Raw genomic sequence first — 18134 nt, forward strand, 5'->3', positions numbered from 1 at the left:
GGCACGGGGGTTAATCGTCGAGGCGCTCTTCGAGCTGGCGCACTTCGTAGGAAAGCTTGTCGAGGAACTGCATGCGGCGCATCAGGCGTTCGGCCTGTTCGCGCTGCGCAGCATCATCCCAACAGGCAGCGAAGCTGTCGTTCAGCTCATCCTGCGCGACCTTGAGCCGCCGCTTGAACGTTGCAACGCCGGCCAGATCGCCGTTGTCCTGCAGATCTTCGAGTTCTTCGCGCCATTGCATCTGTTGCAGAAGAAAATCGGGATCGTGCACGGTGACTTCGAGCGGCACTTCGTCGCCTTGCAGCGTCAGCAGGTAGCGAGCCCGTTTCGGCGCGCTCTTGAGCGTCTGATAGGCTTCGTTGAGGTTGGCGGACTGTTCCAGCGCAACACGCTGCTCACGCTCGGGAGCGTCGGCGAAGCGGTCGGGATGAACACTGCGCGCCAACTCACGGTAACGCGTTGCCAGCTGGTCGAGGTCAAGCCGAAACGCCGGCTTGAGTTCGAACAGGGCGAAGTGACAAGGAGTACCCACGATAAAAGCCTCAGACGTTGAAGCTTTCGCCACAGCCACACTCGCCACGCGAGTTCGGATTATTGAACTTGAAGCCTTCGTTCAGACCTTCACGAACGAAGTCCAGCTCAGTACCGTCGAGGTAGACCAGGCTTTTGGGGTCAATGATGATCTTCACGCCGTGCATTTCGAACACGGTGTCATCAGTACCTGCGGCATCGACGAACTCGAGCACGTAGGCAAGACCGGAACAGCCTGTGGTGCGAACACCCAGACGAATGCCGTCACCCTTGCCGCGCCCCTCGATGGAACGACGCACGTGGTTAGCGGCAGCTTCTGTCATGCTGATAGCCATTGGAACTCCTTGCTAGTCGCCAGCTTCTCGAAAAAAGACTCCTTACAGGAGGCCTTTCTTCTGCTTGTAGTCACGAACAGCCGCCTTGATGGCGTCTTCGGCGAGTACCGAGCAGTGGATCTTCACCGGAGGCAGCGCAAGCTCTTCAGCCAGCTGGGTGTTCTTGATGGTCTCGGCCTCGTCCAGTGTCTTGCCCTTCATCCACTCGGTGGCCAGGGAGCTGGAGGCGATAGCCGAACCGCAGCCGTAGGTCTTGAACTTGGCGTCTTCGATGACGCCCTGCTCGTTGACCTTGATCTGCAGACGCATCACGTCGCCGCAGGCCGGCGCGCCGACCATGCCGGTGCCGACATCAGGGTCTTCCGCGTTCATCTTGCCGACGTTGCGCGGGTTCTCGTAGTGGTCGATGACCTTTTCGCTGTAAGCCATGATTCTGTTCCTCTCACATCAGGGAGCCGCTCTTCAGGCCATGGCGCTTGAACCGCGCCCGGCCTGGGTTGTAGGCGACTTTAAATTAGTGCGCCGCCCACTCGATCTTGGAGATATCGACGCCGTCTTTGAACATGTCCCACAGCGGCGAAAGAGCACGCAGCTTGGTAACAGCCTCGCAAACCTTCTGCGCGGCGTAATCGATTTCTTCTTCGGTGCTGAAGCGGCCGAAGGTGAAGCGTATCGAGCTGTGGGCCAGTTCGTCATTACGACCAAGGGCGCGCAGGACGTACGACGGCTCCAGGGAAGCCGAGGTGCAGGCCGAACCGGACGACACCGCCAGATCCTTGAGCGCCATGATCAGCGACTCGCCTTCAACGTAGTTGAAGCTCAGGTTCAGGTTGTGCGGGACGCGAGCGGTCAGGCTGCCGTTGACGTACAGCTCTTCGAGGTTCTCGACCTGCTTGAAGAAACGGTCGCTCAATGCCTTGATGCGCACGTTCTCGCTGGCCATTTCTTCCTTGGCGATGCGGAAGGCTTCACCCATGCCGACGATCTGGTGGGTCGCCAGGGTGCCGGAACGCATGCCGCGCTCGTGACCGCCGCCGTGCATGGTCGCTTCGAGGCGAACACGCGGCTTGCGGCTGACGTACAGCGCGCCGATGCCTTTGGGGCCGTAGGTCTTGTGTGCCGAGAACGACATCAGGTCGACTTTCAGGCTGGCCAGGTCGATGTCGACCTTACCGGTGGACTGCGCCGCATCGACATGGAACAGCACGCCGCGCGAGCGGGTCAGTTCACCGATGGCGGCGATGTCGTTGATGGTGCCGATTTCGTTGTTCACGTGCATGATCGACACCAGGATGGTGTCGTCGCGCATGGCCGCTTCAACCATGGCCGGCGTGATCAGGCCGTCTTCGCCCGGCTCGATGTAAGTGACTTCGAAGCCTTCACGCTCCAGCTGGCGAGTGGTGTCCAGCACGGCCTTGTGCTCGACCTTGGAGGTGATCAGGTGCTTGCCCTTGGTGTGGTAGAAGTGCGCGACACCCTTGATGGCCAGGTTGTCGGACTCGGTCGCACCGGAGGTCCAGACGATTTCGCGTGGATCGGCGTTGACCAGATCGGCGACCTGACGGCGAGCATTCTCGACAGCCTCTTCAGCCTTCCAGCCGAATACGTGGGAACGCGAGGCCGGGTTGCCGAAGTTTCCGTCAACCAGCAGGCAATCGATCATTTTCTGCGCTACTCGCGGATCGACCGGGGTCGTTGCGGAGTAATCGAGGTAAATCGGCAACTTCATTGAAACTCTCCTATCAGGCTGGCTCGCCGCGCATTCATCTGCGTTCATTCGACGGCGGACGTTTCGATCTTATCCAGTTGCGGCGTCTTGCTGTTGCAGCGGCGCATGTCCTGGCGCTGAGCGACTTCTTGTACCTCACGGCGAGTGACAAGGTCCGCCAGGCTGATACCGCTCAGAAATTCGTGAATCTGCTGACTCAGGTCGCACCACAGGTGGTGGGTCAGGCAGGTGTCGCCACCGTGGCAATCACCCAGCCCCTGGCAACGCGTCGCATCGACCGATTCGTTGACCGCATCGACGACCTGCGCGACCTGAATACCTTGCATGTCGCGGGACAGCTGATAACCGCCGCCCGGACCGCGAACGCTGGACACCAGATTGCTGCGACGCAGCTTGGCGAACAACTGCTCGAGGTAGGAAAGCGAAATGCCCTGCCGCTCGGAAATGTCGGCCAGAGACACTGGCCCGTGCTGCGCATGCAATGCCAGGTCAAGCATCGCAGTGACAGCGTATCGGCCTTTTGTAGTCAGTCGCATGGCGTGTACCGCAAGGGATCAGAATGGGAGCGAGTATGCTATTCCCGAGTATTTAAGTCAACTATAAGACCAAGCAAAACAGTCGGGATTAGCTGAATTTGCGGGCGGTAGCATAGCAAGAATCGACCCGCGTGGACACGCCGGCGGGCGCCGAATCACTGGACGCGGTCCTCGCTCTTGTCCTTCACGCAGTCGAAGACTTCATCGCGCAATTCAGGCAGTTCCTTGGCGCAATAATCGCTGCCCAGCTTGTTCAGCGCACCGCACATGCCTTCGAGGCGGGCGTCCACCGCCTGCAGGTGGTCCAGCAGCTGACCGATGGCCCGCGCCACCGGATCGGGCATGTCGGCGCTGACGCCGTAGGCGTCGAAGCCCAGCTTCTCGGCGATGGCCTTGCGCCGCGCTTCGGTCTCGTCGGTGGACTTGACGATGATGCGACCCGGAATACCCACGGCAGTCGCGCCGGCCGGCACCGGCTTGGTGACCACCGCATTGGAGCCGATCTTGGCGCCGGCGCCCACGGTGAACGGGCCGAGCACCTTGGCGCCGGCACCCACCACCACGCCGTCTTCCAGCGTCGGATGGCGCTTGCCGGCATTCCAGCTGGTGCCGCCCAGGGTGACGCCCTGATAGAGCGTCACGTCGTTGCCGATTTCCGCGGTTTCGCCAATCACGATACCCATGCCGTGGTCGATGAAAAACCGACGGCCGATCACGGCGCCTGGGTGGATTTCGATACCGGTCATCCAGCGACCGAAGTTCGACACCACGCGTGCCGGCCATTTCCAGCCGCGACGCCAGAGCTTGTGAGCGAAGCGATGCAGCCAGATGGCGTGCATGCCCGGATAGCAGGTCAGGACGTCAAACGCGTTGCGCGCCGCCGGGTCGCGATGAAACACACTCTGGATATCTTCTCGCAGACGCTCGAACATCACTGATCCTTCCGCTTGTGGGGTTCGCCCCGTGCCGTTTTTTGAGTCTCGGTCAGAATGCCGCGCAGGATGCTCAGTTCCGAGCGCTCCACTTCGCTGCGACCATACAGCCTGCGCAGACGCGCCATCAGGTGCCGGGGTTTTTCAGGATCGAGGAAGCCGATGGCGACCAGCGTTGACTCCAGGTGCCCGTAAAACCCTTCCATCTCGTCCATCGTCGCCAGCTCGGCCTGATGCTGCGCGGCGGCGTCCGGTTTTTCGGCGCCCGCCGGTGCCTGACCGGCAGCCAGCCAGGACATACGCACTTCATAGCTGAGCACTTGCACGGCGGCCGCGAGGTTCAGCGAGCTGAATTGCGGGTCGGAGGGAATGTGCACGTGGAAATGGCAGCGCTGCAGTTCGTCGTTGGTCAGGCCGGCATGCTCACGACCAAAGACCAGCGCGACTTCAGCGCCCTGCCCGGCCTGCTCGACCACCTTCACGCCGGATTCACGCGGATCGAGCATTGGCCATGGCAGGCTGCGGTCGCGAGCGCTGGTACCCAGCACCAGACTGCAGCCGACCAGCGCTTCTTCCAGCGTCGCCACGACCTGTGCGCCTTCGAGGATATCGGTCGCGCCCGAGGCGCGGGCATCGGCATCAGGCGAAGGGAAAATGCGCGGTTCGACCAACACCAGGCGCGTAAGCCCCATGTTTTTCATGGCTCGCGCAGCCCCGCCGATATTTCCGGGATGGGTAGTGCCGACCAGGACAACACGTATGTTCTGCAACAATGCGAACACTCACTGACACAATTGAGGGGGGCCAAATCTTACAGAACCGCCCCGATTTACGCTATGAACCTGTGCGCCGGGTGTGTCGCCGGTTTTACAGAGGCGACCGTCGAAAACCGGACGACCGCGACAACGCAAGGCTGGAAATAATTCAATACAGGCCCTAGAATGCCCGGCTCTCTTTAACAACCTTAGGTGATTTGTCCATGCAGCCCATGCTGAATATCGCGCTGCGCGCCGCCCGCAGCGCCAGCGAATTGATTTTCCGCTCCATCGAGCGCCTGGATACCATCAAGGTTGACGAAAAAGAAGCCAAGGACTACGTCACGGAAATCGACCGTGCCGCCGAGCAAAGCATCATCACCGCTCTGCGCAAGGCTTATCCTACCCACGGCATTCTCGGTGAAGAAAGCGGCATGCACGAAGGCAGCGGTGAAGGCACCGACTACCTCTGGATCATCGACCCGCTGGACGGCACCACCAACTTCGTTCGCGGCATCCCGCATTTCGCGGTCAGCATCGCCTGCAAATACCGTGGCCGCCTGGAACACGCCGTCGTGCTCGACCCGGTCCGCCAGGAAGAATTCACCGCCAGCCGTGGCCGTGGCGCCGCACTCAATGGTCGTCGCCTGCGCGTCAGCCAGCGCAAGAGCCTTGAAGGCGCGCTGCTGGGCACCGGCTTCCCGTTCCGTGACGAGCAAATGGACGGCCTGGAAAACTACCTGGGCATGTTCCGCGCCCTGGTCGGCCAGACCGCCGGCATCCGCCGTGCCGGTGCTGCCAGCCTGGACCTGGCTTACGTCGCAGCCGGTCGTTTCGACGCCTTCTGGGAATCGGGCCTGTCCGAATGGGACATGGCCGCCGGCGCTCTGTTGATTCAGGAAGCAGGCGGTCTGGTCAGCGACTTCACAGGCGGTCACGACTTCCTGGAGAAAGGCCACATCGTTGCGGGTAACACCAAGTGCTTCAAGGCAGTGCTGACTGCAATCGCTCCGCACCTGCCGCCTTCGCTGAAGCGCTGATACCTGCAGGATCGAAAAGCACCTTCGGGTGCTTTTTTTTGTGCCCCAACCAAGCCAAACACCTGCAAATCACGTTGCGGTGGTGGCTGCGAAAACGAAAAAAGCACCCGAAGGTGCTTTTTTTCGAAGCCTGACGATTTACTGAGCCTGGCCCAGAATCAGCTGGCCTTTTTCGTCCACTGGAATCTGGCTGCCTGGATCGCGATCCATGCGGACTTGCCCGACTTTGTCGTTGAGCTTGTACTTCACGTTGTAGCCCACGACCTTGTCGCTGATGTCATTGACGGTGTTGCAGCGCGTCTGGGTGGTCGTATAGGTGTCGCGGTTCTGCATACCTTCCTGCACCTTGTTACCGGCATAGCCGCCGCCAACCGCACCAGCCACTGTAGCGATCTTCTTGCCGTTGCCGCCGCCGACCTGGTTACCCAGCAAACCACCGGCTACCGCACCGATAACGCTGCCCACGATCTGGTGTTGATCCTTCACCGGCGCCTGTCGGGTCACCGTCACGTCCTTGCACACTTCACGAGGCGTCTTGATCTGCTGCTTGACCGGCTCGACCGCCAACACATCGGCATACTCAGGGCCGCCCTTGACCAGGCTGTAGGTGGCAACAGCGCCGCCGGCGGTAACGACAGCAGCACCTAAAACAGCACCAACAAGCATCGACTTGTTCACTTGAACCTCCTGACCTTCCGAAGCGTAATTTCTTACGCCGTACCACGCCTTGGAGCACAAAAAAAAGCGCGAGTTCAACTCGCGCTTTTTTCTTATTCCCGAACGGTATTACGGGAGATCGTCAGCCTTCTCGGCAGTTACCGGAGGAATCAGATCTTCAGTGGTCAGGTTCAGCCAGATCAGCACCACGTTGGCGATGTAGATCGACGAGTAAGTACCCGCCAGTACACCGATGAACAACGCAATGGAGAAGCCTTCCAGGCTGTCGCCACCGAACACCCACAACGCGATGATAGCCAGCAGCGTCGACACCGACGTCGCGATGGTGCGCAGCAGCGTCTGGGTGGTGGAGATGTTGATGTTCTCGATCAGCGAAGCCTTGCGCAGCAGACGGAAGTTCTCACGAACCCGGTCGAATACCACGATGGTGTCGTTGAGCGAGTAGCCGATGATCGCGAGGACCGCCGCCAGCACCGTCAGGTCGAAGGTGATCTGGAAGAACGACAGGATACCCATCGTCACCACCACGTCGTGGATCAGCGAGACGATTGCACCGACCGCGAACTTCCACTGGAAGCGGAATGCGAGGTAGATCAGAACGCCGCCCAGCGCCAGCAACATGCCGATGCCGCCCTGGTCGCGCAGCTCTTCACCGACCTGCGGGCCGACGAACTCGACGCGCTTGATCGTGGCCGGGTTATCGGCCCCGGACTTGCGCAGCGCTTCGGCCACCTGGCTACCCAGCTGCGGGTCTTCACCCGGCATGCGCACCAGCAGGTCGGTGGTGGCGCCGAAGCTTTGTACGACCGCTTCGGTGTAACCGGCCGCTGTCAGCTCCTGGCGCACCTTGCCCAGATCCGCCGGCCGCTCGTAGGTCAGCTCGATGAGCGTACCCCCGGTGAAGTCCAGACCGAAGTTGAGCCCTTTATAAGACCAGCTGAACAACGCCAGTACGGTAAGGAGCATGGTAATGGCGAACGCAACGTTGCGAACGCCCATGAAGTTGATGGTACGTAACATGGCAGCCCCTTAAATCCACAACTTCTTGAAGTCACGACCGCCGTAGATCAGGTTGACCATAGCGCGGGTCACCATGATGGCCGTGAACATCGAGGTAAAGATCCCGAGCGACATGGTCACCGCAAACCCTTTGACGGGACCGGTGCCCATCGCAAAGAGAATGCCGCCGACCAGCAGCGTCGTCAGGTTGGCGTCGAGGATCGCGGTGTACGCACGATCGAAGCCTTCGTTGATGGCACGCTGGACGCTCATGCCGTTGGCGATCTCTTCACGAATACGCGAGAAGATCAGCACGTTGGCGTCCACCGCCATGCCCATGGTCAACACGATACCGGCGATACCCGGCAAGGTCAGCGTTGCACCCAGCAGCGACATCAGCGCCAGCAGCATGACCATGTTCAGAGCCAGCGCAACCGTGGCGATCAGGCCGAAGAAGCGGTAGATGGCCATGATGAACAGCGAGACGAACAGCATGCCCCACAGGGAAGCGTCGATGCCCTTGGTGATGTTGTCGGCACCCAGGCTCGGGCCGATGGTGCGCTCTTCAGCGAAATACATCGGCGCGGCCAGGCCACCGGCACGCAGCAGCAGCGCCAGCTCGGAAGCTTCGCCCTGCCCGTTCAGGCCGGTGATGCGGAACTGGCTGCCCAGCGGCGACTGGATGGTCGCCAGACTGATGATCTTCTTGTCTTCGGTGAAGGTCTGCACCGGCACGTCTTTCTCGACGCCATCCACAACCTGCCTGGTGTAGGTGGTGGTCGGGCGCTGCTCGATGAAGATCACCGCCATGCTGCGGCCCACATTGCTGCGGGTTGCGCGGCTCATCAGCTCGCCACCATGACCATCGAGGTTGATGTTCACCTGTGGACGACCCTGCTCGTCAAAGCTGGCCTTAGCGTCGGTGACCTGGTCACCGGTGATGATCAGCCCGCGCTCGACGGCAGCGGCCGGACGGCCACCCTCGCGGAACTCGAACATCTCGGTGGTGCCCTTGGAGTCATCCGGGCCTGCGCCCAGGCGGAACTCAAGGTTGGCGGTCTTGCCCAGAATACGCTTGGCTTCGGCCGTGTCCTGCACGCCCGGCAGCTCGACCACGATGCGGTTGGCGCCCTGGCGCTGAACCAGCGGCTCGGCCACACCCAGCTCGTTGACCCGGTTACGGACCGTGGTCAGGTTCTGCTTGATCGAGTATTCACGAATTTCGGCCAGCTTGGCCGGAGTCAGCGCCATGCGCAGCACCGGAATGCTGTTCAGCTCGGCGGCCGTGACTTCGAAATCGGTAAAGGTCTTGCGAATCAGCGCACGAGCCTGCTCGCGTTCGGCATCGTCAGTGAAGCCCAGCTGAATCGTATTGCCCAGTTGCGGGAGGCTGCGATAACGCACCTTCTCTTTACGCAGCAGGGTCTTGGCTTCGCCTTCATAGACTTTCAGACGGGCATCGATTGCCTTGTCCATGTCCACTTCCAGCAGGAAGTGCACACCACCGGACAGGTCGAGACCCAGTTTCATCGGGCTTGCGCCCACGTTACGCAGCCATTGCGGAGTAGTACGAGCCAGGTTCAGCGCGACAACGTAGTCATCGCCCAAAGCCTTGCGTACCACATCCTTGGCCGGGAGTTGGTCTTCCTGCTTGCTCAGACGCAACAAACCGCCCTTGCCATTCTCGGCCAGAGAAGAAGCCTTGACCGAGATGCCGGCATCGGTAAGCGCCTTGGCTGCACGATCCACATCGGCCTGGGTAACCTGCAACGCCGTGCTGGCGCCGCTGATCTGGATGGCCGAATCATCAGGGTAGAGATTGGGTGCGGAATAAATAAAACCGACCACCAGCACCGCCAGGATCAGTACGTATTTCCACAGAGGGTATTTGTTCAGCATCACGCCGCCCGCTTAGAACGCGGGGCGCCTTGCGCGCCCCGTCGATGGGTAAAAGTTGGTACTCAGATCGCTTTCAGGGTGCCCTTTGGCAGAGTGGCTGCGATGGAGCCTTTCTGGATTTTCAGCTCAACGGTGTCAGACACTTCAATCACAACGAAGTCGTCGGTCACTTTGTTGATCTTGCCGGCGATACCACCGGTGGTCACAACTTCGTCGCCCTTCTGCAAGTTACCCAGCAGGTTCTTCTGCTCTTTGGCGCGCTTGGCCTGTGGACGCCAGATCATCAGGTAGAAGATGACCAGAAAGCCGACCAGGAAGATCCACTCGAAACCGGTGCCCGCAGGACCGGCGGCCGGTGCAGCAGCATCCGCGAAAGCGGGAGAGATGAAAAAGCTCATTTAGCGCTCCAGTTGCATAATTAATTAGTATAAAAAGCAGGAAAAACTCGTTCAGTTTCAGCCCAGCGGCGGTGTTGGAAGACCGCGCTTGGCATAGAAGGCATCGACGAAGGCGGCCAATGTACCCTGTTGAATAGCCTCGCGCAAACCAGCCATAAGCACTTGGTAATGCCGCAAATTGTGGATCGTATTAAGCATGCTCCCCAGCATTTCTCCGCATTTGTCCAAGTGATGCAGATAAGCGCGGGAAAAGTTCTGACAGGTGTAGCAATCGCATGTCGGATCCAGCGGCGATTCATCATGGCGATGGAACGCATTACGGATTTTCAGCACACCGGTATCGATGAACAAATGGCCGTTGCGCGCGTTACGAGTCGGCATCACGCAGTCGAACATGTCGACCCCGCGACGCACACCTTCAACCAGATCTTCGGGCTTGCCTACGCCCATCAAGTAACGAGGTTTGTCTGCTGGCATTTGGCCCGGCAGATAATCCAGCACCTTGATCATTTCGTGCTTGGGCTCGCCTACCGACAGGCCGCCGATGGCCAGGCCGTCGAAATCCAGTTCGCTCAGGCCCTCCAGGGAACGCATGCGCAGGTTTTCATGCATGCCGCCCTGCACGATGCCGAACAGCGCCGCAGTGTTTTCGCCATGAGCCACCTTGGAGCGCTTGGCCCAACGCAGCGACAGCTCCATGGAAATACGCGCGACGTCTTCATCGGCCGGGTACGGCGTGCATTCGTCGAAGATCATCACGATGTCCGAACCCAGGTCGCGCTGGACCTGCATCGACTCTTCCGGCCCCATGAACACCTTGGCGCCGTCCACCGGCGAAGCGAAGGTCACGCCCTCTTCCTTGATCTTGCGCATCGCACCCAGGCTGAACACCTGGAAGCCGCCGGAGTCGGTCAGGATCGGGCCTTTCCACTGCATGAAATCGTGCAGGTCGCCGTGGCCCTTGATGACTTCAGTGCCTGGGCGCAGCCACAGGTGGAAGGTATTGCCGAGGATGATCTGCGCGCCGGTCGCTTCGATATCGCGCGGCAGCATGCCCTTGACCGTGCCGTAAGTGCCCACCGGCATGAACGCCGGGGTTTCCACCACGCCACGCGGGAACGTCAGACGCCCGCGACGGGCCTTGCCGTCGGTAGCCAACAGCTCGAAAGACATACGACAGGTGCGACTCATGCTTGATCCTCTGTGCCCGAGGCGTGCGGTGCCGTCGGCGCGGGATTGCGGGTGATGAACATGGCATCACCGTAACTGAAGAAGCGGTAACCGTTTTCGATGGCCGCGGCGTAGGCCGCCATCGTCTCGGGGTAACCGGCGAACGCCGAAACCAGCATCAACAGCGTGGATTCAGGCAAATGGAAATTGGTCACCAGGGCATCGACCACATGGAACGGCCGGCCTGGATAGATGAAGATATCGGTGTCGCCGCTGAACGGCTTCAACACGCCATCCCGCGCCGCGCTTTCCAGCGAACGCACGCTGGTGGTGCCCACGGCAACCACACGACCGCCGCGCGCACGACAAGCGGCCACGGCGTCGACCACTTCCTGGCTGACTTCCAGCCATTCGTTGTGCATGTGGTGATCTTCGATGCGCTCGACACGCACCGGCTGGAACGTACCGGCACCGACGTGCAGGGTCACGAACGCGGTCTCGACGCCCTTGGCGGCAATCGCCTCCAGCAGCGGCTGATCGAAATGCAGGCCGGCAGTCGGCGCAGCCACGGCACCGGCGCGCTGGGCGTAAACGGTCTGATAACGCTCGCGGTCGGCGCCTTCATCGGGCCTGTCTATATAAGGAGGCAACGGCATGTGCCCGACGCGGTCGAGCAGCGGCAGCACTTCTTCGGAAAAGCGCAGCTCGAACAGCGTGTCGTGCCGCGCCACCATCTCGGCCTCCCCGCCGCCGTCGATCAGCACAGTCGAGCCCGGCTTGGGCGACTTGCTGGAACGCACGTGGGCCAGCACGCGATGGCTGTCGAGCACGCGCTCGACCAGAATTTCCAGCTTGCCGCCGGACGCTTTCTGGCCGAACAACCGCGCCGGAATGACCCGGGTGTTGTTGAACACCATCAGGTCGCCGGGGCGCAAATGCTCAAGCAAATCAGTGAATTGACGATGAGCCAGCTCGCCAGTGACCCCGTCAAGGGTCAACAGCCGGCTACTGCGACGCTCGGCCAGCGGATGGCGAGCAATCAGGGAATCCGGGAGATCGAAAGTAAAGTCAGCGACGCGCATGATGGGGTTCGTTCAGCAGGGCCGGGAAGTTTATCCGGTTTGGCAGGATTAGTAAAAAACCTGCGTAAATCCCTGTTGACCAAGCGAAAACTCATCCCTATACTTCGCCGCCATTGAGCCCTGATGGCGGAATTGGTAGACGCGGCGGATTCAAAATCCGTTTTCGAAAGGAGTGGGAGTTCGAGTCTCCCTCGGGGCACCAAACGTTGAGAAAACCTCGCTTTTTAAGCGGGGTTTTTTTTCGTCTGGGGGAAAGTGGTTTTGCGGTAGTACCTGACCTCCAAGCTATACGCGCTCCGTTAGTGGACTGCCCTATCGAACACAAGCCTCAACAGGCGGACTCCAAGGCATTGGAGCGTGAACCAGAGCAAGCCGGGGCGGAAGTGGCCAGCAGAGCATCTGCACCGTTTAACCGGCGCTCGGCCGCCATCGCCAGCAAGCTGGCTGCTACAAAGATGGCGCTAAACCTGTAGGAGCGAGCTTGCTCGCGAAGGGGCCAGTTGCGCATCCGCACCGTCCGCTTTCGGCCAAAAGCGGACGTTTGAGAGCGGAGCCTTCCGGCCATGAGCGGACTTTCGAATGAGTCTAAGAAATTTGGGGCAATTCAGATATCGGGTTCACGATGACACCAGGTGCGCACAGCTAAGCACCTCGGGCTTAACCACCTGATAATGCTGAATTTTTTCCGGTGAAAAACTACGATATTGGAAGGGAGCTTGGATTTTTTGAGGCGGGGCTACGGTAGAAAAATATGATCCGCTCTATAGGCGCGATCACATTCCTTGTGCTAGATTCAAAATGCTTGTGGCATTAGGCCATGAGGTGGATCACAAGTTGTCAAGCCACCCATGATTATTTATCAGCGGGATACAGATGGCGAACAACAGCATGCGGAATCTCTTCATTGAGAACCTCCAGATGTAATCGTGATACTGACACTATACGTCAACTCTAGCAATACGCGGCCTAGTCTGAAAAGATGGATAATGTTTAGAGCATTAAGTTTAGCCGGTGGGGCGGTTTAGGGATTGCCGCCATCCTAGTCCCACCGGTTGGCTTATCAAGGTGTGAGCATGGATGAGTTGCCCTGGTACAAGCCTAGAAAGTATCTTCACTTTGATCGCCCTGTTGGACAGAAAGCTGCTCTGGATTACGTGTCTTCTCCTCAGAAAGTCGCAGCTCACTCGTTTTATCCCTTTATCACCTACAATTCAGTGATTCTGAGGTATCGTTTAGATAAAGATAGTGGGGTGTTCGTAAAGACTCCCAAGCCTAGGCCAATCAGTTACTCGGCTCACTTAGACTCGCACATATATGCCTACTACTGCTTTATTCTAAGCCAACTATATGAAAAGGAACTAGTGCGGCGTGGTTTGCATACGTCAGTATTAGCTTTTCGCTCTATTGATGGAAAAAGTAACATTCATTTTGCACATGATGCGTTCTGCGAGATCAAGGCTAAGGGAGAGTGCAGCGTTCTTGCATTCGATGTTGAAAAGTTCTTTGATCGCCTTGATCATTCACGGTTGAAGGCTGCTTGGGCGAAGTTACTAGGAGTCGGGAAACTTCCGACGGACCATTTTGCGGTTTTCAAGTCGATTACAAAGAGCTCTCGCGTCGACAAAGTTGCCCTCTATAATAAGCTCGGTGTATCGATCCATAACCCTCGAGTTGAGGATAAACGTCTCTGCTCGGCCAAGCGATTCCGTGATGTTGTGAGAGGTGGAGGACTTCTTGCTACCAACCCCGAATCACGAGGCATTCCGCAAGGATCTCCAATAAGTGCGCTTCTATCCAATATCTATATGTTGGAGTTTGATCTCGCTTTGCTTTCCAAATTATCCATGACAGAATCGGTCTTCTATCGCTATTGCGACGACATACTCGTCATATGTGATGCGGAAAAAGAAGATGAAATTTATGAATTTGTAAATGATGAAGTTAGAAAATTAGGGTTGAATTTACAGGAGAAAAAAACGGAAATTAGACAATTTGTCTTTGACGCGGCTGGCAAACTTCGCTCTGATAAACCGGTACATTACCTTGGCTTTTCGTTCGATGGGCAACGTGAGCATATTCGATCATCATCGATAACAAGATACTATAAAAAGCTTCGCAAGCGTATCTGGGTAAGTAAGAAAGCCATGGATCGTTGCAATGAACTTCGGGCTGGAAGGGGGGAGCCTCCGCGAGAGCTGTTCCTTCGTACCATCTATAGGGGATATAGCTACCTGGGGCGTAGAAACTTCATTTCATATGGGTTCAGGGCTGCAAATATCATGGATTCTAAATCAATTAGAAAGCAGTTGCGCTATCATTGGAAGAAACTAAACAAGTTGTTAGCCGATGCTAGGTCAAGTGATCAATAAAGATGTTCAGATTGGTTCAGAGCTAGGGGGTGTCTGGCCGATGATGAGTTGCAGGAATGCAACTCACCACCTCAAGTTGCACCGACTGTTAACCAGTCTCGACGAAAGTCGCGTATATTAATCAATTTTATCGCTATCAATTCTTGGATTTCGAATAAGATCGGCTGAGTCAGCGCTCGAGTTAAATTCAAATTTCTTATCACCCAAAGTAATAATCGTTTTACACCCTAAATTTATTAACTCGAAGCCAATGTGGAATGGTTTTTCAGAGGAAGATGGCATATACGAAATGTACACGTCAACGTTCTGGTAAAAGCATAACTTTACTAGAAAAATCCCGAATTTATCTGGCTCTGTATATTGATAATAAAAGACTGCCGGATTGTCTCCATGCTTAGTCTTGTCGGCGAGTTCCAAGCTTGCCTTTTCTTTAATGAAAGCTTTGAATGCTTTCGGGTTGGGTGCATTTGTGTGAAGAAATCCTAAGAGCACCTTAGTAGTACCAACAAAACTGGCCTTGAAATGATGTCTGTGTATGCCATAGGCAATGTGTGTAAAGCAGTCAATAAGACGTTTATAATCTGGGGTTCCCCAAAGTACGTCGATAAACTTATTTTCTTTGCCGAGCCGAATGAGCCGCTTCTTAAGGAAAACCTTTTCTAATAGCTTGTAAGATGTGCGCTTTAGAGCTCTTTGGATTTTTCCATTGTAATGTTCATAACCGATGGAATTATTCCCAAGAATCCCGGCAATACTAACCATCAGAAATTCATCGTCATCAGACTTTTTACAATTGTGCTCCTCACAAGAAGGTACCGTAATTAAGTTTGATCTTAAATCAACGCCGGCATCCTTTAACTCAGGAAACAGACATCTTGGAGGTACGTGCTCGACAGTGATGCCCGGCTTTTCACACATGTAGCATAATTCAGACATGGTGCCTCACTTCTTATAAGCTTTATGACAAGGTAGCTAATACGCGTGTTATTAAGGGCAGGAGCCTACCATTCAAATCGATGTTGTAATCGCCGCCCAAAAGTAGTGCTCCGACCTTGCCAAGGTCTGATCGTCGCGAATCTAAAATTCTAGAATCGCAATCAATAAGGGAATTTAATCCCCGGAAGATTTGGAATGTCTCTTCGAAATACAAAATCCAAATGAGGTATTTCAACCTCTGCTTTTTTAGAACAGCACTGCCCGAACTTGCCTCCTCCTTTGCAAGGACAATCAGAATCTAAATCAACACGGAAAAACATATCAATTGGAAATTTTCTTGTCGTCCTAATAACATCCCACTCCTCAAAAGCCTCTTCCAAAACAGCCATGAGGTGTTCCAATACGGAAAAATCCAAAGTCTCATCATTATGAACAACAGAGTATTTTTGGACCGGCTTTGACACAATAGATATCTCTTTAAGTACGATATCATGTGCAACATGAACGCATAGTTTTCCGTTGTATATTTTCCCTTTCGCATGAGAGCATCTAGAGCGAGGGCGAATTTTATGGTCACAGATACCGCAAGAGTAATACCCAACAACCATGCCAGGGCTTGAAAACACACAGTAAGGGTAAAGGGATTGCAGATTTGAAATTTGATGATTTATGAAAAATATATTTTTGTTCAGACAGAACTCTTCACTCGAGTTCCGTATGACAAACTGACACTTAATCTCGCATCGTTCTAAGTCGTACCATGCCTCTCTGTACTCCCCACGCTTTATTTTGTGAAACGCCTCTATGTAGATCAGCGTAAGCTGGAGAGCTTCTGATTCTCTCCAGCAATTGTTTGCACGCTCTTCGTCCCCTGCAACAACAGCTTGCTCCTTAACTTTTTCCAGCTCACCCAGGGCCCACTTAATGTCTGGATTTTTTGTGTGCTCCAGCGTGGTCAGCTCAAATTTCATTTTCGAGTTCCTTGATAGCAGTGAAAACCTTATCTAGTTTTTCAACCTTGCCATCAAAGCTAATGGAGACTGTTGAGCCGCTTTTTCTTTCGATAATAAGCTTTAAGGATACCCCGTCATCCTTCTGAGCTTTGAGCTTATCATATATGTAAGATGACATAAGATTGGTTAGTATTGGCAGAACAATGCTAGAAATAAAGAACGTTCCAAGCCAAAAGTCTGCCCCGTGCAGGCTTAGCTCTTTATAGTTCTCATCTGTAGAGTAGATCTCAGTATCGACATTGTTATCATTGAGGTAATCAAGTGTATCTAGACTTCCCGCGTAAAATTCATCTACTGTTCCGTGGGACGGCAAAATTATTAAACTTTTTTCTTTGATAATTTCTGCCAATGATTGGGGTGCATTGCGCACTAATTCTTCCCGCGTCAGCGACTCTTCCTTTACCTCAAAACGATCTCTTTTTTCCAATATAGACATTTTACAGAGCACTCCTTTCCATGATTTCGCAGGTCTTAGGTAATATTATGCTATCTAAAACACTTTGGTAATGGCCATTGCGCATTAGCTGTGATCGCAAGCCGCTCATCGGTAGTCAGTCTCCATATGACACTCAAAATTGCATACGCCTGCTCATCCGGAGTTATATCTAGTACACGCCGCGCAGCCGGCAGCTTGGTGATCTTTGCGCGGAAGCTTCAGATGAACGACCGTTTCTGGCCTGAAGACCTTGGCCGAACGTCCGCTTTTGGCCGATAGCAGACAATCCGCATGTAGCCACATGCTGCTGAAATTGCGGCGCAGTGTCTACACCAGCGCAGTGTCCTACAGCCCGCTTCGGCATTTGCGGGTCTCTTAGCTAACGTCGTTACCTTATGCGTATCGTCACTGCGACCTATCCTGCCCGCCGTTCGCTGCCAACTCAGCGACCGGGTTTGGCGACCCGAGTCCGAACTACCCCTAGCCATCGTGAAGTAGCAGATTTATTCTGCTCGACCATCGCGTTATGGCGGCTATGTGAGGGAGGCCTTTGGGCCTGCCGGGGGTTTTCTGTTTGGACCGGTTCGCCAACCCTTACATAGCTGCCACCCATTGTTTGGCGACAATCCGTGGCAGCACTCCAGTTATCCAACAGAGTGTTATCAATGCGTTACCCAACTCAACCCGATCCCTGTCCAGACCACTTCGAAGCCACCCTCTTCACCCGCCACCACCGTGCCCTGCGCGCCATCTTCACCGAATCCCAAGCCTGGTTCTGCCTCGCCGACCTCGCCCGCCTGATGGGCCAAGCCTTGGGCGAACGCTCAGCCCTCAAGCTCGACGCCGATCAGCGTCGGGTCGTGTGGCTACAGGCCAACGGCGACTGGCAGAAGCAGTTGATGGTGAGTGAGTCGGGGGCGTTTGCGTTGTTGGTTCATCACTATGTGCCGGAGAACCGGGCGCTGCGGCAGTGGCTGACGCATGAGGTGTTGCCGGTGCTGCATGCGCCGCACAACGTGAAGCCGGATAACCCGAGGCTGTGCCAGTTGCAATGGCCGGGAACTTCGTTGAGTGTGATGCAGTGGCGGGATGAGGCGTGGGTTCGGTTGCGGGATATGCCGACGGTGGTGGCGGAAATCCCGGCGCCCGCGGAGCCGGGTTTGTGGCGCCGAGTGAAGGCGCGTATCGAGAGGAGTCGAATCGCGCACTGAGTTGAATGCTGGATGTGCGAGTGACCTCAGCGGTCTGATACAGTCAATGCGCCAGACCGGACATGGCCTACAACAGCCGTGTCCG

At 56.1% G+C, this 18134-nt stretch carries 19 protein-coding genes and 1 tRNA gene; 4 read left to right on the plus strand and 16 right to left on the minus strand.

The window, feature by feature from the left end:
* Positions 1-10 precede the first annotated feature (10 nt).
* The 7 genes from hscB to trmJ all read right to left on the minus strand — a co-directional run bounded on the left by hscB (position 11) and on the right by trmJ (position 4836).
* Positions 11-532, minus strand: a complete 522-nt coding sequence (gene hscB / locus EGJ27_RS09465) for a co-chaperone HscB (RefSeq protein WP_125830465.1) — start codon at positions 530-532, stop codon at positions 11-13.
* A gap of 10 nt (positions 533-542) precedes the next feature.
* Positions 543-866 carry an iron-sulfur cluster assembly protein IscA gene (iscA, locus tag EGJ27_RS09470; protein WP_125830466.1) on the minus strand — a complete coding sequence of 108 codons (324 nt, stop codon included), beginning with the start codon at positions 864-866 and terminating at the stop codon, positions 543-545.
* Positions 867-908: 42 nt separating this feature from the next.
* On the minus strand, positions 909-1295 hold the full coding sequence (iscU, locus tag EGJ27_RS09475) for a Fe-S cluster assembly scaffold IscU (RefSeq protein WP_002552476.1): 387 nt from the start codon (positions 1293-1295) through the stop codon (positions 909-911).
* 85 nt (positions 1296-1380) lie between these two features.
* The gene (locus EGJ27_RS09480; protein WP_125830467.1) at positions 1381-2595 is read right to left on the minus strand and encodes an IscS subfamily cysteine desulfurase; all 1215 of its coding nucleotides are present in this window, start codon (positions 2593-2595) and stop codon (positions 1381-1383) included.
* Positions 2596-2639: 44 nt separating this feature from the next.
* On the minus strand, positions 2640-3131 hold the full coding sequence (iscR, locus tag EGJ27_RS09485) for a Fe-S cluster assembly transcriptional regulator IscR (RefSeq protein ID WP_125830468.1): 492 nt from the start codon (positions 3129-3131) through the stop codon (positions 2640-2642).
* Between the two features lie 155 nt (positions 3132-3286).
* Positions 3287-4063 carry a serine O-acetyltransferase gene (cysE, locus tag EGJ27_RS09490; protein WP_125830469.1) on the minus strand — a complete coding sequence of 259 codons (777 nt, stop codon included), beginning with the start codon at positions 4061-4063 and terminating at the stop codon, positions 3287-3289.
* Positions 4063-4836 (minus strand): tRNA (cytosine(32)/uridine(32)-2'-O)-methyltransferase TrmJ, encoded by a 774-nt coding sequence (gene trmJ, locus EGJ27_RS09495; protein WP_125830719.1) that lies wholly within the window; start codon positions 4834-4836, stop codon positions 4063-4065. The genes cysE and trmJ overlap by 1 nt, the downstream gene beginning before the upstream one ends.
* A 206-nt stretch (positions 4837-5042) precedes the next feature.
* Here trmJ and suhB point away from each other — a divergent pair, with 206 nt between their 5' ends.
* Entirely contained in the window at positions 5043-5858 is an 816-nt protein-coding gene (gene suhB, locus EGJ27_RS09500) for an inositol-phosphate phosphatase (protein ID WP_125830470.1), read from the plus strand.
* A 138-nt stretch (positions 5859-5996) separates the two neighbouring features.
* Here the strand turns inward: suhB and EGJ27_RS09505 are convergent, their stop codons facing one another.
* From EGJ27_RS09505 to queA, 6 genes are all read right to left on the minus strand, one after another.
* The gene (locus EGJ27_RS09505; protein ID WP_125830471.1) at positions 5997-6536 is read right to left on the minus strand and encodes a glycine zipper 2TM domain-containing protein; all 540 of its coding nucleotides are present in this window, start codon (positions 6534-6536) and stop codon (positions 5997-5999) included.
* 108 nt (positions 6537-6644) lie between these two features.
* Positions 6645-7556: a protein translocase subunit SecF gene (secF, locus tag EGJ27_RS09510; RefSeq protein ID WP_125830472.1), complete on the minus strand. Its 912-nt coding sequence runs from the start codon at positions 7554-7556 to the stop codon at positions 6645-6647.
* Positions 7557-7565: 9 nt separating this feature from the next.
* Positions 7566-9434 (minus strand): protein translocase subunit SecD, encoded by a 1869-nt coding sequence (secD, locus tag EGJ27_RS09515; RefSeq protein ID WP_125830473.1) that lies wholly within the window; start codon positions 9432-9434, stop codon positions 7566-7568.
* Between the two features lie 62 nt (positions 9435-9496).
* A complete protein-coding gene (yajC, locus tag EGJ27_RS09520) occupies positions 9497-9832 on the minus strand; it encodes a preprotein translocase subunit YajC (RefSeq protein WP_125830474.1) in 336 nt (111 codons plus the stop codon).
* 57 nt (positions 9833-9889) lie between these two features.
* On the minus strand, positions 9890-11005 hold the full coding sequence (gene tgt, locus EGJ27_RS09525; protein ID WP_125830720.1) for a tRNA guanosine(34) transglycosylase Tgt: 1116 nt from the start codon (positions 11003-11005) through the stop codon (positions 9890-9892).
* A gap of 14 nt (positions 11006-11019) precedes the next feature.
* The gene (gene queA, locus EGJ27_RS09530; RefSeq protein WP_125830475.1) at positions 11020-12084 is read right to left on the minus strand and encodes a tRNA preQ1(34) S-adenosylmethionine ribosyltransferase-isomerase QueA; all 1065 of its coding nucleotides are present in this window, start codon (positions 12082-12084) and stop codon (positions 11020-11022) included.
* Positions 12085-12201: 117 nt separating this feature from the next.
* Here queA and EGJ27_RS09535 point away from each other — a divergent pair.
* Both EGJ27_RS09535 and drt2 read left to right on the plus strand, forming a co-directional pair.
* Positions 12202-12286, plus strand: a tRNA-Leu gene (locus EGJ27_RS09535).
* Positions 12287-13157: 871 nt separating this feature from the next.
* A complete protein-coding gene (gene drt2, locus EGJ27_RS09540) occupies positions 13158-14453 on the plus strand; it encodes an antiviral reverse transcriptase Drt2 (RefSeq protein ID WP_218568050.1) in 1296 nt (431 codons plus the stop codon).
* A gap of 117 nt (positions 14454-14570) precedes the next feature.
* Here drt2 and EGJ27_RS09545 read toward each other — a convergent pair whose 3' ends face one another.
* From EGJ27_RS09545 to EGJ27_RS09555, 3 genes are all read right to left on the minus strand, one after another.
* On the minus strand, positions 14571-15389 hold the full coding sequence (locus tag EGJ27_RS09545) for a hypothetical protein (protein ID WP_125830476.1): 819 nt from the start codon (positions 15387-15389) through the stop codon (positions 14571-14573).
* Positions 15390-15550: 161 nt separating this feature from the next.
* Positions 15551-16360: a hypothetical protein gene (locus EGJ27_RS09550; protein ID WP_096138112.1), complete on the minus strand. Its 810-nt coding sequence runs from the start codon at positions 16358-16360 to the stop codon at positions 15551-15553.
* Positions 16350-16838: a hypothetical protein gene (locus tag EGJ27_RS09555; protein ID WP_096138113.1), complete on the minus strand. Its 489-nt coding sequence runs from the start codon at positions 16836-16838 to the stop codon at positions 16350-16352. Before EGJ27_RS09555 ends, EGJ27_RS09550 begins: the two co-directional genes overlap by 11 nt.
* 665 nt (positions 16839-17503) lie before the next feature.
* Here EGJ27_RS09555 and EGJ27_RS09560 point away from each other — a divergent pair.
* Positions 17504-18049 carry a Bro-N domain-containing protein gene (locus EGJ27_RS09560; protein WP_125830477.1) on the plus strand — a complete coding sequence of 182 codons (546 nt, stop codon included), beginning with the start codon at positions 17504-17506 and terminating at the stop codon, positions 18047-18049.
* Positions 18050-18134: the final 85 nt, after the last annotated feature.

The sequence above is a fragment of the Pseudomonas sp. v388 genome, assembly GCF_003935425.1.
Taxonomy (GTDB): Bacteria; Pseudomonadota; Gammaproteobacteria; order Pseudomonadales; family Pseudomonadaceae; genus Aquipseudomonas.